A 16,973-nucleotide genomic window follows, 5' to 3' on the forward strand; every position below is an offset into this window, starting at 1 on the left:
GAATTCAAATTTATTTTATAAAGGTCGAAATTGTATCATAAAAAAAAGGTTAAATATGTACTATTTGTTGCCCCTATGCCTAAGAAAGCATAAAGATTAAAATATATTTAAATTATTCACTACTAAATATTTTAAATAGAATAAATAAGTTAATAAGGTAATTTATACCTAAAACAAAGTAATATTTGTCGATTTTTTAATTAAATATTATCAGAAAGTACTTGAATTCTTTATCCGATCAATAGAAACTAAACAGAAAGTTAACCCACCTTTTGTATGTTAGTAACCGTATTATGTACGTTTAAAAGTTATGTGATTTGATAACTAAATTTTTGAATTATAATATAATAGTATGATTTAATTGATTAATAATAAATTAATTTTGCTCAGAACTTAATTTTTTTATATAGAATCTATCGATTATATCTATCAAAAAACATATAAACTATTTATTTTTATCTTGTTAATATATACTTAATAACACTTTTATTATGAATAAAAACTATGAAGACATTTCAATTATTATTGGTATTAATGTTATCTTTTTCATTTAGTGTCAAAGCTAATGAAAATGGTGCATCAAAAGCTCCAGAACTAATAATGACTGATCCTAGCTCATTGATTCCTTCTTTAAAGCTTTCGGCAGAAAAAGGGGATGCACAAGCACAATACACTTTAGGTAATATTTATAAACAAGGTTTAGGCGGTATTGAAGTTAATAATGTTCGCGCGCTGTTTTGGTTTAAAAAAGCAGCTGACCAAGGATTAGCTAAAGCCCAAAATAATTTAGCATATATGTATCAAAATGGTTTAGGAACTAAGCGTAATTTATCGAAAGCATTTAAATATTTTAAATTGGCAGCGGATCAAAATTACAGTTTTGCACTTTATAATTTAGCTTTAATGTACAAAAATGGGGAAGGTGTCGCCAAAAATAACGATAGTGCTATTAACTATTTTATTTTAGCTGGTGATCAAGGCGTGTTTGATGCTTACCTAAACCTAGGCATTATGTACTTTTTTGGTGATGGTGTAGAAGAAGATCGTATGCAAGCAGCCGATTGGTTTAGTAAAGCAGCGAAATATAATGTGCCTGAAGCCTTATATTATTTAGGATTAATGTCGGAACACGGCGATGGTCTGACTCAAGATTATGTTGCTGCAACCTATTTTTATACGCAAGCGGCAGAATATGGTAATGTACTTGCAATGTATAATTTAGGCATTATTTATGCCACAGGTACAGGCACTAGACCTAATAACCAATTAGCAGCCCATTGGTTCTCTAAAGCAGCAGAAGCGGGTAATGCAGATGCACAATATAATATTGGCGTAATGTATGATGTCGGCGGTGGTGTTCCCAAAGATATTAAAAAAGCGATTGAATGGTATATTAAAGCCGCTGAACAAGGCAGTGCTGATGCTCAATACAATTTAGCCATTAAATATCTTGAAGGTGAAGGTATCAAGAAAAATAAAGATACGGCAATTTACTGGTTTACTAAAGCGAGTGAGCAAGGTGATCGAGATGCTAAAACGTATTTAGATGAACTTTTAGCAGATAAATAAAAAAGGGCGATTGCCCTTTTTTATTTTTATTAAGTTATCCAGAATTTCTCATTCCAGCAGCAATACCTGATATTGTGATCATTAATCCTTGTTCAACTATTGTATTTTCTTCATCATTACGTTGACGAGAACGATTTAATAGTTCTGCTTGTAATAAATTCAACGGTTCAATATAAATATTTCGTAAAGCAACGGATTGCGCAATCCAAGGTAGATCGGCCATTAAGCTATCATCGTCAGTAATGGTTAAAACAGTATTAATATCATCTGTTAATAAATTACGTAACTCTTCTCCTAATGGCCACATGCTAGCATCAACTAAACGTTGTTCATAGTACTCATGAATTTTTGGTGCAGCTTTAGCGTATACCATTTCTAACATACCTAATCGTGCATTAAAGAAAGGCCAGTTGTGATACATATCTTTGAGCAAATCTTTTTTCCCCTCTTCAATCACTTTTTTTAAGGCACAGCCAGCACCAAGCCATGAAGGAACCATTAAGCGATTTTGTGTCCAAGCAAAGATCCATGGAATAGCTCTAAGACTTTCTATTCCGCCACCTGTTCGCCGTTTTTGAGGCCTTGAACCAAGAGGTAACCTTCCTAATTCTGCTTCGGGGGTGACCGTTCTAAAATAATCGACAAATTCTGCTTTTTCACGAACATAACGTCGATAGCACTGACATGAAATATCTGACATTTCATCCATGATATTGCGCCATGCTTGTTTCGGCTGTGGAGGAGGTAATAAATTTGCTTGAAGTATAGCTGAAGCATATAACATTAAGCTACTGAGCGCGACTTCCGGTAAACCAAGTTTAAACCGAATCATTTCACCTTGTTCAGTGACACGAAGCCCTCCTTTTAATGAACCAGGTGGCTGAGAAAGGAGTGCCGCATGTGCTGGCGCCCCACCACGCCCAATTGAACCGCCTCGCCCATGGAATAAAACAAGATTGATATTATATTTTTCAAATAAGGCGACTAATTCTTCTTGCGAACGATATTGTGCCCATGATGCCGCAAGGGTTCCTGCATCTTTAGCTGAATCCGAGTAACCTATCATGACCATCTGTTTACCTTGGATTTTTTGTCGATACCAAGGAATATCCAATAATTTTTGCATGACAGTCTTCGCATTATTCAAATCTTCTAATGTTTCAAATAGCGGTGCCACCGGGATATTTTTTTCACAATCGACTATTTTTAAGAGCAAATATACCGCTAAAATATCCGAAGGTGCTTTTGCCATTGAGATAACATAAGAAGCAATCGACTCTTCACCAGCTTTTTTAATTACACGACAAGTGTCAAATACTTCTTTAACGATTTGACTAGGTTGCCAATGATAGGGTAATAATGGACGATTAGATTGAAGTTCGGTTAATAAAAATGCTTGTTTCTCTTCTTCAGACCATTGTGCATAACTTCCAAGATTAAGTTCTTTCGTTAATTCATCAAGTGCTTCAGTATGAACAGAACTATCTTGACGTATATCTAATTTGACTAACTGTAATCCAAAGCTTTTTATTCGACGTAATGTATCAAGTAAAGGTCCGTGAGCAATAGTTGACATCCCATTATCAATTAATGATTGGTAACAAATATAAAGTGGATCCCAAAGTTGGTTATTTTTAATTAAAATATCAGCTGGAGCTAGGACTTGTTCATTATTGAGTACTGATACTATGTAACTGTGCGTTTTAACTAAACGGGCTCGTAGCTGCTTCATCACCGCTCGATAAGGTTCTGATGCTGTTTTATTTGGCTCATCTAACAGATCAATAACAGATTGGTTACACTCTGTCATCGATAACTCTCGCACTAATATTTGAATATCTGCTAAAAATAATTCAATTGCTTTTAATTTAGCTTGTAACATGACTTTTTCTGTCACATCAGCTGTGACATTAGGATTACCATCACGGTCTCCCCCCATCCATGAGGTAAATTTTATTGGAACATGTTCAACAGATAGTTGTTGATTAAACGCATCAACGAGTTGATCATTAAATTCCCGTAAAAAGAGAGGAACACCTTGCCATAAACTGTCTTCTATAACAGAAAACCCCCATTTAGCTTCATCGAGAGGTGTAGGCCGTTTTTTACGTATTTCATCCGTATACCAGGCCTGACAAACTAGCTGTTTTAATCGGCGCATAATACGTTCAATTTCGTAATCAGCAAGATCATTATGATCCAATTGCGATAAGCAATTATTTATTGCGGTATAGGTATTAATCATTGTACGACGATTAATTTCGGTTGGGTGAGCAGTCAATACTAATTCAATCGATAAATCGTTAATGGCTTGTGTGATAATTTGCTCAGAAAAGTTTAATTTTTTTAGGGTAGTAAATAAGTCTGTCATTTTTTTTGGACTGCTCGCCGCTTCCCCGTGCGGCGAAATGCCATAATATTCTGCCGCAATATTCACTAAGTTTAAAAACTGGTTAAATGCTCGAGCAACATGTAATAAATCTTCATCATTGAGATGTTCTATTAATTTGAGTAACTCTTGATGAGATTGCTTATTTCCTTGTTGAGCCGATTTTGATAGCTTCCTTATTTTTTCGACTAAATCAAAAGTTTCGTTACCGGTCGCTCGTTTTATTGCATCGCCAAGGAGGGTACCTAACATATTAACATTACTTCGCATAGAGGAGTATTCACTGTTCATTTTAATCTCATTTTATGTATTTAAAAATTAGGGTTAAGCAACTTTAAGCTGTAAGGGCATGTTCACAATTTAAAGAAATAAGTATAAATAATGGTTAATTTGCTCAAGTTATATACTTTATATCAATGCTTAATTGAATTTAAATAATAAAATTTTATGGTTTTTATTTTTTTTTCTGTTTTAATTATATTGAAAATATAATGCACTTATCTTTAAATTCTTAGCTAATATTAAAAAATAACGTTCTATTTTTTATTAAATCACTGTTTTTCAATGAATAGCTCGCCTGTAATCTGTATCTTGCTTTAATTTGGGTATATACTAATAAGATTGAGAATATATATTGGATTATTTAATGATCGCTGTTTTTTATATTGCGTCGATTATAGCTATTTTTGCTAGCATGAAAGTGATTAGTTGCTTACAAATAGATAAAGCTATTTTGTACCTTATTGTATCGCTTTTTGCTTCAGCGTTGATATTGATTCTACTTAATACTTATTTATCAGCTGTGCTTTATATCGTGTTCTTTATTGGCGGAACAGTAACGCTTTTTTTATCCATTGCAAGTATACTTAAAATTCGTAAAGACAATGTAGAAAATGATAAACATGGTATTAGCCCTAAAATATGGTTAGTCCCGCTAATGTTAGCATTTGTTTTACTGGTCATCCTTATTTATGGAGTAGTAAGCACTGACTATTCACAGCTAAAAGAGCCACATGAATTAACCCATGAAATTTCAATACATGCCTATATTTTAATGGCAGAATTGGGAATATTTTTATTATTAGGTGCAGCGGTCATTGCTTATCATTTTATGCATCGTTTGTCGTCGGAGAGCTAATATGATTCCATTAATGCATAGCCTTATTTTAGCTTCTATCTTATTTGTCCTTGGTTTACTAGGCGTGATGATTCGGCGCAATCTCTATTTTTTGCTCCTTAGCCTAATCATAATGAATAACGGTGCCATTATTGCTTTAATTGCTGCAAGTAGCCATTGGCAACATACAGATGGGCAAGTACTGGCTATTTTAGCGATTGTTGCGGTACTTGCCGAAGTGTGCGTTGGACTTGCCCTTTTTAGAAAGCTAGTTTACCGAAAGAAAATTTTTAATATTGACTCATTAAGCGAAATGAAAGGATGAATTTACTCTATTTAACTATCATTGTTCCTTTGCTTTCTTTTTTAGCCCTTGTTAGCTTAGGAAGACAAATACGATCAATTAATATCATCATTATCGGCATTAGTACTATGCTGATTGTGGTATTAATTACCATATTTTCTTGTATTGATTTTGTTACTAACTCAGTCCCTGATATGTCATTAATTTATAGCAGACCATTATGGAATTGGTTTTCTATAGGGGATTTTGTTGTTCCCATTACTTTAACCTTAGATGGTTTGTCATTAACTTTTCTTGTGTTAATTGCTTTTTTGGGCATGCTTATCTATTTTTTTGCTGCGTATTATTTAACATCTCAAAAAGATATTTATACTTTTTATGCTTATAGCAATTTGTTAATAGCAAGTATGTTAACAATTATTTTAGTCGATAATCTGTTGGTCATGCTAATTGGTTGGGAAGGTGTTACATTAAGTATTTACTTACTTATTGGCATTTACTATAAACAAATCCGCAATGGTTTTGCAGCAGTTAAAGCGTTTGTAATCATGCATTTGACCGATGTTTTTTTACTCATCGGTGTATTTTTAATTTATCAAACGCTTCATACGTTAGATATTCGTAATATATTGACTCTCGCACATGCTAATTTAGCTATCGATTCAGATATCATCTATTGGATAACATTGATGCTATTGCTTGGTGCAATGAGTAAATCAGCGCTATTTCCAATGCAATCCTGGTTTACTGAAAGCACCTTAGCCCCCATGCCTGCAATGGCGTTAATGCAAAGTTCAACGGTAATCTTAGCGGGTGTTTATTTAATTTTAAGACTCAGCAATTTGTTTATGATGTCAAGCGATGTACTTTCTATCATGACAATGATTTCATCGCTAACAGTTTTATTTGCAAGCTCTATTGCTCTTGTACAATACGATATTAAACGTATAGTCACTTTCATAAACCTAACACAAATTAGTTATCTGTTTTATGCATTTTCAACTCAACATTGGAGTTTATCACTTAATTGTTTAATCAATTATACAATGACAAGTACGTTACTCATATTAGCCTCGGCAATACTTATCAAAAAATGCCAAGGTGAGCGTGATATAAGTAAAATTGGTGGTTTATATAAAAAATTCCCCGTTTTATTTATCATTTTTTTAGTCATTCTGTTATCGCTTAGTGCAATGCCATGGATTTCAGCTGCCTTTTACATTAAAGGTGACATTATTTGGGGATTAATGGCTCAAGATAATTTAATGAATGGAACCATTGGGTTATTAGGTATTTTGCTCTCGAGTGTTAGTATATTACGTTTAATATTTATGGTGTTTTATCATAAACCTAAAATTAAACAATTTGCCAAAACGAATTGGATGAGTTATTGCCCTATTTTCTTATTGTTAATATTTACCTCATCATTAGTTATCTATTTTCCGTTACCCATAAAAGGAATAATTCCAATTGCTGCATTAGATACTAATGTAAAATTGTCATTCCAGCTTCTTTTTGCTGCGGTAACGTTACTTAGCATTATCATCGCTTATACACTATTTGCTCATCCTAATAGTGAAGTGAAAGAAGTGTTAAACACGCCCATAGTAAAATTTTTTACACGACTGTGTAAAGCAGAATGGCGATTTGATTATTTACTCAATATTGTTTTTGTTAAGCCTTTCATCTTTTTAACCAGTAAGTTGAAAAAGGATCCATTAGCAACTTGGGACAATTGGGTTATGCTGGGTATAAAAAAAATCAATTCATATATTGTCGGCTTCGAAAATGGACATCTCAGATGGTATATGGTTTCAATTGTAATGGGTAGTATTATTATATTAATGTTACTTGTGTTTATTTAATAAAGGTGCAATCTTTCATGTTGTTATGGCTTATTTTCTTACCTGTGACAGGTGGATTTATCGGTTGGTTATGTCATCTTTTTTTACAACGAATGGTAGCATCTGTTGATGCGCAATCACGTTGGAATAAACTGCCAATTTGTATCGCATTCATGACGATTATCATCTCGCTAATATTGGTGATCAATTTTTGGCTGGATGCGCAAGCTATTATGGATCAAGGAAATAGTTGGGTAGAAGAAGTCAATTTTGAATGGATTCCGTTATTAGGTATTCGTTTTCACTTAATTTTAGATGGGCTATCTATCATTGTTATTACTTCAACACTCATTATTGTTTTATTCACTATCGCCTATTCAAGCAAAGAAAGCATTAATAATACTGGATTATATTATCTGTGTATTTTAGCAATGACATCAGCTGTCATGATGTTATTTACAGTTACGGATCTCTTTTTGTTATTCTTTTATTGGGAAGCTGTTGCGATTCCTATCTATTTTTTAATTTCTTTATGGGGAAGACGAGATTCCAATTCTCAGTTACGCTTTAATGGTGCAAGTAAATTTCTTATTTATACGCAAATCAGTAGTTTGTTAATGTTAATCTCGATTGTTTCATTAGCTCTCATTAATTGGAATTTAACGGGTCATTGGACTTTTGATTATCAAATCCTAACCAAAACGCCTATATCAAGTAAAACAGAATATTTATTAATGCTTGGATTCATGGCTGCCTTTATTGTGCGTATTCCTTTTGTTCCATTTCACAATTGGTTTATTGAAGCACATATCGAATCGTCAACAACCGGTTCAATGATGATTAGTGGTTTATTACTTAGTACTGCCACTTTTGGGTTATTGCGTTTTGTCATACCACTATTTCCTAATGCTTCTGCAACAATTGTACCTTTAATTTTAATACTTGCATTAATCACCGTTTTTTATTCTGCACTACTTGCATTTAATCAAACGGATATTAAAAAACTAATTGCTTATGTTCATATTGCATTGATGGGCTTTGTGACCGCTATCATATATAGTGGTTCATTAATCGCCTACCAAGGAGTGGTCATACAAATTATTGCGATTAACTTAGCGATTGTCGGTATGTTCATGATTAGTGGTTTATTAGTTGAATGTTATTCAACACGTAACATCAGTCAATTTACTGGATTGAAAGAGCGAGTCAAATATTTATCATCATTTACGTTATTTTTCATATTGGCCGTATTGGGTATACCTGGCACAGCTAACTTTATAGGAAATTACCTGATGTTACTTGGAAGTTTCACAACGTTTTCTTATTCTACAATTTTATTAGCATTAGGATTACTTATGCTATCTATTTCATTCATTATTCGTATGCAACCTATTTTTCATGGCGGTCACGATAATAATGAAACCATGAAAAAGTGTTTTCTTAATATCAAAGAGCTTTTATTGTTAAGTAGTTTATTGGCTGTTCTTATTTTTATCGGATTATATCCTAAAGTCATTTTAGATATGTCATATTCTGTCATGAATCAAACTCAACACTATATAACAACAGAGCGCATGGGAGAGTAATAAGATATGATAGCTTTATCACCTATTTATATATTAAGTCTTACTATTATTGCGCTAATGTTTGCATTATTTCGTTTCAAAGTAAGTACAAAATGCTGCGCTATTTTATCTTTATGTGGTTTAATATTCGCATTAATTTGCGCTTCTGTCATGGGATATAAAATTTCAGCCAATGATCAGAAAATTTCAGATATCAGCAGCGATAATATGCAAATATTTATCTCTTCTTTGCCACTGACTTCTCCTGATTTTCAGAATGCAAAATTGTTAGCAGTGGATGCCGCACCAACTCAACCAGATCCACAAACTAATCAGACAGAAGCACTGAGTGACAATAATAATGATGCAAGCGTAGAATCAGCGACTCAAGTCCGCCAACCTCAGTTAGACGAATCCAATTCGGAACAGACTATAACATCTGAAACACCGAAAAATGAAAACATTGCGGATAACCAAGAAAAAAATCAATCCCATTCAGATATTCAACAACCGAATAATGTAAATAATTGGAACTCCCAAGAAATTACAGTACTTTTCACCTGTGATGGCTATGGTTTACTTTATACCAGTTTGATTTTATTAATTTCAATTATCGTCAGTTGCTTAGCATATCGTTGGTTTAAGCAAGAACAAAAGTCTCATGGATTATTTTATATAATATTACTTTTCATGGCATTAGGTGGAGTGACCTTAGTCTACGCCAGCCATTTAATCGCTTTCTTTATTGGTATTGAGTTGCTTTCCATTCCTTTTGTGGGTTTAATAGGATATCAATATATTCAAACCCACTCCCTTGAAGCAGCAATTAAATATATGATTTTATCCGCCGTTGCAAGTGCTTTTTTGCTAATGGGTATTGTTTTTTATTATGCATCCACTGGTGAATTAACGTTCAGTGGTTTAAGTTATCAGTTATCCACTATGACCTACCCAAGCACACTGTTATTAATGGGGGTCTGTTTAATGCTTGTAGGTGTCGGTTTTAAATTATCACTTGTTCCTTTCCAACTTTGGTTACCCGATGTTTATCAAGGTGCACCAACGGTTGTCGCACTTCTTTTATCCACAGTGGGTAAAGTTGCGATATTTTGCGCTATCGCAAGACTATTTTTATTAGCTCCTATTGTAAACAATGAAACCATCCGAATTATTTTAGTTGTGATGGCATTTTGTTCTATTTTATGGGGTAATTTATTTGCTTTTATGCAAAGTAATTTAAAACGTCTTCTTGCATATTCCTCAATCGCACATTTTGGTTATTTATTAATTGCTTTAATTGCTGTGCAATATCAAGTTTTGGCCTTAGAAACAATCGGCGTTTATTTGATAGGTTATATTCTTGCAAATATTACTGTTCTGGGCGTAATTAGTTTAGAATCTCACTCAAATGAGCTTCAAGATCATGAAAATGAGCTAGATTTGTCGGGATTATTTTGGCGACGCCCTATCCTTGCATTATCTATGGGAATAGGCTTGCTTTCATTAGCTGGCGCACCTTTAACTCTCGGTTTTATTAGTCGATTTTTATTAGTCCTATTAGGTGTCACCGCTGAACTATGGTGGTTAATGGCAGCAGTTGTAGTCGGTAGTGCGCTAGGCCTATATTTTTATGCTCGTTTAGTGATCAACCTTTATATCAAACCAACTTGTCGAGAAGATCAATTTATCAATAATTCAGTAGTAAGTTTTAAATGGCATAAAATTGGAATGAGTGAGTTACTCATCACCCTTTCTGCTTTACTTATTATGGTTTGCGGAGTCTATCCTAAATGGGTATTTAACTTAGTGAGTATGGCACAATACTTAACGGCTTAAACTAATTTAAAAAGATGTTCAAACTAATTTATTTATAAAAAAACCACTCGTTTGAGTGGTTTTTTATCTGTCTTAAATAAGCATTATTTTGCGGTTGCGGTAACTTTGAGTTTATAACCTTGAGCACCTGCTTTGTAGGTCGTACTGTACATTGAATCGTTGTTAAGTTGACCTAATGTTATATTTTGATTTTGTGCTAACGAATCTGTTGTCGCTCCAACACCGGCATAAGTACCGTCTAACTCCCAAGTAAAGTTGTAATTTGCAGATAAGTCAGCTTCACCACTATCTAAAGCACCATTGCCATTAGAATCTAACCATACCACAGCTCGATATTTTCCGCCTTGTTTAGGTACGAAAGTACTACCCGCTATACTATAGTTATCATTTGAATCAGCAGCTAAAATGTAGACCCTCATGTCATCAGATTCAATTGGTCCACTTGTAATTTTATTCGGATCTTTTTGTTCACCTGGACCATCGTTAGGGTTACTACCTATTTCGTCTTTATTCGGGCCATTAGTATCATCAGTAGGGGCTTTACTTGGATCTGTCGGATCTAATGTATCCACTTGTCCTGGTGCTTGCGTACTCCAAATATCAGCAACTTTTAACCATTTATTTGTATAAGGTAAACCAAACTCAGTTTTTTCTAATACTTTGAAACCAATTCGTGTTGCACCAGCAAACTCATTTGTAATTTTAAACGTGATTTTACCATTACTGAACTTAATATCTGAGTCAGCTAAACTGGCTTCTTTCCATTCACCAGACGCACTTTTATAAAATGCTTTAAACGTTTCTTTTACTACTTTACCTGAAGGATCGCTGTCACCATCTTCATCATGTAATGTATACTCGATAACGACATAATCATTAACTTTTGCAGCTCGACCACCCACGGTATTGTTACCATCAGCATCAGAAGATACTGACACTGTTAAACTGTGATCTTGACCGCCAAGACTTTTAATTACAGGTGCATTACCCACTATATATTTAGCACTCACACCGCTAAGTGCATATGCGTTACTTGCTGCACATCCAGCGATTAACAGACCTAAAGCAATATTTTTTATCATTAAACTTTTCATGTTTAACTTCCTATTTTTCATTTATTAATTATTGTATATCAAAAATAATATACACCGTTTTGTATTTAACTTTTAGATAACCCTTATAAATTGGTTATCTAAAACACTTTTTTAATTAACCATTCTATTTAACAAATACTTGTAATCTAAACCCTTGATCACCTGCACATGCTGAAGGCGTTGCGTTTATCGGATCAAGATTTAACTCTTGTGGAGCATCAGCATTAGCGATAATGCTCGAACCAGAAGTTGCATAACTACCTGTTTTTATACTTCTAATTTTATAATGTGCGTTATATCCCATTGCGACATTAAACCAAGGCCCATTTGGTTTGTTGCTTGCATCAGGTAATGCTGCTGTTGCCGCTCCATTAGGACATGCAACCGCATTAGACCCCACAAGAGACCAAATCACATATGGACTATTCATTTCAGTGACACCATCTGCTGCATATGCTTTGACATAATATTCATTATCAACTTTCCACTCTTTTGAACCATTAGGATCAAACTCTAATAAGTTTCCAGCTTGAGTCGCAACCAATACCCCATCACTTCGATAAACTTTAATTAATCCAGCTTGACCACCAGCAAAATCTATGGATACTTTATTGAACGATGCACCAAATTGATCTATCGAAGTGGAAAATTCAACCACCCCTTCAATATTAGAAGCGACATCTAATACATAACTATCACCAATTGCATCCATGCCTCCAGCAGTAGCTGCCTTAGCAGAAATTTTTTGACCCATTTTGATTTTTTCAAAGGATTTCACAATGACACAAGGTTCTTGTTTAGGACAAGACGTTACTTGACCCGAAGTACCATCAATTAAGGTGATTTTTTTACCATTACTTGTTGCTGTCCAGCCTTTAAGTACAGAATCAAATGAGTCTGGAATTCGGTTCATGAGTTGTTCATCACTAAACCCAACTGCATCCTCTATTGCTGAAATTGTTCCATTTGGTACCTTCGGCTTTACAAGGCTGGCAATCAATGTTATAGCACTGAGACCATCGGCTGAATTAGAAGCCATTGTGGTTTTATTGCCGTTACGATCAACAGCCCAAAGACCAATCTTACGCATGACAGGATCGGGGATAACTTCAAATGACACTTGATTTGATGTTGCTGAACGACCTTTTTTATCGGTAACGGAAACAGATAAGGTATATTTACCATTAGATTGAATTGGATGACGTTTACCATTTTCATCTACATAACTTGGTGCAACAATTTTCCAATTTTGAGTATCTGCTTTTGGTGTAGCCCATGATGAAGAGGTACAAATACCTGTTGTATAACAAAGGAATCCACCATTTGCATCAATTTCAAACATATCACCATTCCATTTTACACTGCTTAATCCTTTCGCATTATAAACAGCGATACTAACATCATAACTTTGTCCTTCAACGAGTTGTAAAGATTCAAGTCCTAAATCAACACTTAATTTTTTCTCTTTATATTCAAGAACGATATAGTTGTTACGATCAACTAAGTCATAACGACTACCAGCTAATGAACGTGCTGCTTGAACCATATCTGGATCTAACTGATCTTTTAAAGGAACCCCCATACGATAATTCATCGTCAATGAAGCAGAAGTGGCTTTTTGATTATTTTGTCCTCGCTTATGTTCCGCTTTGAGGGTAAAAAGTGGCACTGGTGTGTAATCAACGCTTGCTGTCACTGCTCTAGGATTTTTTTGTAGGTTATCTTTACCAAATAATGCCACTTTATCACCAAAGTATTGTTCATACATTAATGAACCACCTAAATGAGGGTACTGTGGTAAATAACCTTGAAAACGAACATCAAAACCTTTTGCAGCACGTTCTAAATAATCATCAAAATCACGAGATTGTTTCCAATTTGATAATGGATGATAATAGTTAGCTGCAAGTTTCATGTAGTCACTCCAAGCCTCAACACCTAAACCTAAACGATTGTGTGAACGTTGAAAGTCATGATCCAAAAATACGTTATAGCCTAATAACCATTTTTTATCTGCAAAGTCCCAACGTTGACCAATACCAATATTTCCAATACGTCGTTTATGTTCATATTCTTGAAATGATATTTGACTAAATATCAAGGTATTTTCTGTATCATACCAAGGACTAAATAGTTTAACGTTGACGTTACTAAATTGTCCTTTATCACTAACGTCAAAAGATAATTGAGCCGTACCAAAACGCCCTAAGAAGTCTTGGGCAGCGGTACGAAGTGGATCAACAACATGATTTTTCACACTACTGCGTAAATAATCCTCTGCGTAATCCTTACCTCGATTGGCCAATTGACTTGATAAGCCACCATTTTCAGATGATAATAGTTGTTTCCAATCTTGTGTTGCTAATGTCTGTAAAGCATAAGCAACATGAGTTGCAAGCTTATCTTTATCTGCCTGTACATCATAATTTTCATCTGATCCTAAATCCGGTAAATTTGTATATTTGTTTTGTTTAGTATCTTCAGCTTTACTTGTACTGATGGCAGGTAGTAGTGGGGAGTTTTCAGGAAGCACGAGAAGCTCACCTTCTTCAATCACATCCTTTTTATCAAAGCGCCCATTGTTCATTTTGCGTAATTGGTCAACATTTATACCACTTATTAATGCTATTTGGTAAAGGCTAGCCTTTTTATTGTTAACCATTTCTCGAACTTTAATACCATTTTTAAGTTCAATAACTTTACTGTTGTCTACAGCAACAGTAGAAGTGCCTTGTTTCGAATCCAATGCCATAGCTGTCTGGCAATTTAATGCCAGAACAACTAAGGTTGAAACAATTTTTAAATTAAGATTTGTTTTCATCTTAATCATTCCTCATATTTCACTTTATTGATAATATATGTATCAAAAACACGTTTTATTCAGCTTTTTGATAAAAAAGCTTCTTTGTTTAGAATAAAAAAACGATAGCATTTTTATTGTCTTTAAAATTCTTTACAAAAAATTACTTTTTTTAAGATTATATTACAAAGAAGTCATTGTTCAATAACTTTTTTAAAATATTTGTAAAGATTTGATGAAAATGTCTTCAAAATATGAGGAGAGATAGATTAAAATAAAACGTGGGATTTATTTATCAATTTGATAATATTAATAATACATTAGTTCTCTTTATATAATACTAAATAAAGCAGATAAAAAAGATAGAAATATTAGAATATTAGTATCTTTTTTTATAAAAATGTCATTTTCAGCAAGAATACTAATTATTGTTCTTCATTATATATTTCAAGATTTTCTGATTCTTTACTATTAAAAGCTTTTTGATTTTGATTTCTTGTTTGTTCTAATTGAAGCAAATAGCTTTCATCAATACCGTCTGTAATATATTGCCCATCAAACACTGAACACTCGAAATGATGAATCTTAGGGTTCTCTTCACGGATTGAGTCGATTAAGTCAGATAGATCCTGAAAAATAAGTCTATCTGCACCAATATCTTTAGCAATTTGCTCGACTGTGCGATTATAAGCGATAAGCTCACTGGCTGTTGGCATGTCAATTCCATATACATTAGGATGCCTAATCTCTGGCGCAGCCGAAGCTAAATAAACTTTTTTAGCACCAACAGAGCGAACCATTTCCAAAATTTTTTCCGAAGTTGTACCTCGAACAATAGAGTCATCGACAAGAAGGACATTCTTTCCTTCAAATTCAATGCGATTAGCATTAAGTTTACGTCTTACAGAAAGTTTGCGTGTAGCTTGACCTGGCATAATAAATGTTCGTCCAACATAACGATTTTTGACAAAGCCCTGCCGATAGGGTTTATTTAAAATTCTAGCAATCTCAAGCGCAGCATCGCAAGATGTTTCAGGAATTGGAATCACAACATCAATATCAACATCTTTCCATTCTCGTGCTATTTTTTTACCTAATTTTTGTCCCATCAATATACGTGATTGATAAACCGATACCCCATTCATGAACGAATCGGGTCGTGCAAAATAAACGTATTCAAAGATACATGGATAATATTGGGGATTGTCTGAACATTGTTGTGAATAAAATTGCCCATCTTGTGTAATATAAATCGCTTCGCCGGGTTCGACATCACGTATAAATTCGAAATCAAGTATATCTAAAGCAACACTTTCAGAAGCAACCATATACTCCACTTTTTGATTATTTAAAATGCGTTTACCAATAACTAAAGGACGAATGCCATAGGGATCACGAAATGCAACCAATCCATGCCCAATAATCATTGCGACACAAGCGTAAGCGCCTTTAATAATATTATGTACATGACGTATAGCGGTAAAAATATTATCTGCAGAAAGAGGATAAGTTGGAAATTTGTCTAATTCACTGGCGAAAATATTAAGTAGCACTTCTGAATCAGAATTAGTGTTAATATGGCGTCTTGCTAATTCAAATACTTTATTTCGTAATTCGTTAGCATTGGTTAAGTTACCATTATGTGCAAGTGCTATGCCATAAGGCGAATTAACGTAGAAGGGTTGAGCTTCTGAAGGACTTGAACTTCCTGCTGTAGGATACCGTACATGTCCAATTCCTAATGTACCTTGCAAACGTTGCATATGATGTTCTTGAAAAACATCTTTAACTAAACCATTTGCTTTACGTAAACGAAAGCAGTTTTGTTCATCAATAGTTACAATACCCGCTGCATCTTGACCTCGATGCTGCAATACAGTCAATGCATCATAGATAGATTGGTTAACTGTGCTACATCCTAAAATACCAACAACACCACACATACAATGATTACCTCAAAATTACTGCACTAAAAATGAAGACGAATGTTGTATAAAATCAAAAAACCAACGAATAATAACATGAAAATGGGGAATAAGTTGTGATTCTTTCCAGTATTGCGATTGCGAGAAGGGAGTGAAAGTATCAATAAAAAAGAGAACAGCTGAAACCACTAATATTCCACGTAATGCACCAAAGCAGATGCCTAATACTCGATCTGTCCCTGATAAACCTGTTTTTTGGACTAATAAGCCAATAACATAAGAAATAAATGAGCAAACGAGTAATGTCGCTAAGAAAAGGATAGCTATTGCGACAGAAGTACGGATCAATTCGCTATCAAAATAGGTTAAATACTGAGTAATATAAGCATAAAATCGGCTCGCAATGAAAAATGCCAGCACCCAACTAATCAGAGATAATGCTTCTCGAACAAAGCCCCGTATTATACTGACCATGGCGGAAAAAATTATTACGCCAATAATAGTAAAATCAATCCAATTCATCATAGTAA

General features: G+C 34.1%; 11 protein-coding genes. 6 read left to right on the forward strand and 5 right to left on the reverse strand.

Going from position 1 to position 16,973, the window contains the following annotated elements:
* The first annotated feature begins 504 nt into the window (after positions 1–504).
* Entirely contained in the window at positions 505–1,569 is a 1,065-nt protein-coding gene (locus ACGH4F_RS06975; RefSeq protein ID WP_267378353.1) for a tetratricopeptide repeat protein, read from the forward strand.
* 34 nt (positions 1,570–1,603) lie between these two features.
* Here ACGH4F_RS06975 and ppc read toward each other — a convergent pair whose 3' ends face one another.
* On the reverse strand, positions 1,604–4,249 hold the full coding sequence (gene ppc / locus ACGH4F_RS06980; RefSeq protein ID WP_411590591.1) for a phosphoenolpyruvate carboxylase: 2,646 nt from the start codon (positions 4,247–4,249) through the stop codon (positions 1,604–1,606).
* A 355-nt stretch (positions 4,250–4,604) separates the two neighbouring features.
* Here ppc and ACGH4F_RS06985 point away from each other — a divergent pair, with 355 nt between their 5' ends.
* Genes ACGH4F_RS06985 through ACGH4F_RS07005 form a run of 5 tightly spaced genes read left to right on the forward strand, consistent with a single transcriptional unit; the run spans position 4,605 to position 10,624 of the window.
* The gene (locus ACGH4F_RS06985) at positions 4,605–5,096 is read left to right on the forward strand and encodes an NADH-quinone oxidoreductase subunit J (protein ID WP_411590593.1); all 492 of its coding nucleotides are present in this window, start codon (positions 4,605–4,607) and stop codon (positions 5,094–5,096) included.
* Between the two features lies 1 nt (position 5,097).
* Complete coding sequence (nuoK, locus tag ACGH4F_RS06990) at positions 5,098–5,400, forward strand: NADH-quinone oxidoreductase subunit NuoK (protein ID WP_267351481.1); 303 nt, start codon at positions 5,098–5,100, stop codon at positions 5,398–5,400.
* Positions 5,397–7,244 carry an NADH-quinone oxidoreductase subunit L gene (locus ACGH4F_RS06995; protein ID WP_411590595.1) on the forward strand — a complete coding sequence of 616 codons (1,848 nt, stop codon included), beginning with the start codon at positions 5,397–5,399 and terminating at the stop codon, positions 7,242–7,244. Before nuoK ends, ACGH4F_RS06995 begins: the two co-directional genes overlap by 4 nt.
* Before the next feature lie 17 nt (positions 7,245–7,261).
* Positions 7,262–8,809, forward strand: coding sequence for a NuoM family protein (locus tag ACGH4F_RS07000; protein ID WP_267351477.1), 1,548 nt, complete (start codon positions 7,262–7,264; stop codon positions 8,807–8,809).
* Between the two features lie 6 nt (positions 8,810–8,815).
* Positions 8,816–10,624, forward strand: a complete 1,809-nt coding sequence (locus tag ACGH4F_RS07005; protein ID WP_411590597.1) for an NADH-quinone oxidoreductase subunit N — start codon at positions 8,816–8,818, stop codon at positions 10,622–10,624.
* Between the two features lie 83 nt (positions 10,625–10,707).
* Here the strand turns inward: ACGH4F_RS07005 and ACGH4F_RS07010 are convergent, their stop codons facing one another.
* The 4 genes from ACGH4F_RS07010 to ACGH4F_RS07025 form a co-directional block, all read right to left on the reverse strand.
* Positions 10,708–11,718: a hypothetical protein gene (locus ACGH4F_RS07010; RefSeq protein ID WP_267351473.1), complete on the reverse strand. Its 1,011-nt coding sequence runs from the start codon at positions 11,716–11,718 to the stop codon at positions 10,708–10,710.
* 124 nt (positions 11,719–11,842) lie between these two features.
* Positions 11,843–14,539 carry an inverse autotransporter beta domain-containing protein gene (locus tag ACGH4F_RS07015; protein ID WP_411590598.1) on the reverse strand — a complete coding sequence of 899 codons (2,697 nt, stop codon included), beginning with the start codon at positions 14,537–14,539 and terminating at the stop codon, positions 11,843–11,845.
* Positions 14,540–14,943: 404 nt separating this feature from the next.
* On the reverse strand, positions 14,944–16,461 hold the full coding sequence (gene purF, locus ACGH4F_RS07020) for an amidophosphoribosyltransferase (RefSeq protein ID WP_411590599.1): 1,518 nt from the start codon (positions 16,459–16,461) through the stop codon (positions 14,944–14,946).
* Between the two features lie 18 nt (positions 16,462–16,479).
* The gene (locus ACGH4F_RS07025; RefSeq protein ID WP_411590614.1) at positions 16,480–16,965 is read right to left on the reverse strand and encodes a CvpA family protein; all 486 of its coding nucleotides are present in this window, start codon (positions 16,963–16,965) and stop codon (positions 16,480–16,482) included.
* Positions 16,966–16,973 lie beyond the last annotated feature (8 nt).

Source organism: Gilliamella sp. CG35 (genome assembly GCF_046635745.1).
GTDB classification, from domain to species: Bacteria; Pseudomonadota; Gammaproteobacteria; order Enterobacterales; family Orbaceae; genus Gilliamella; species Gilliamella apicola_I.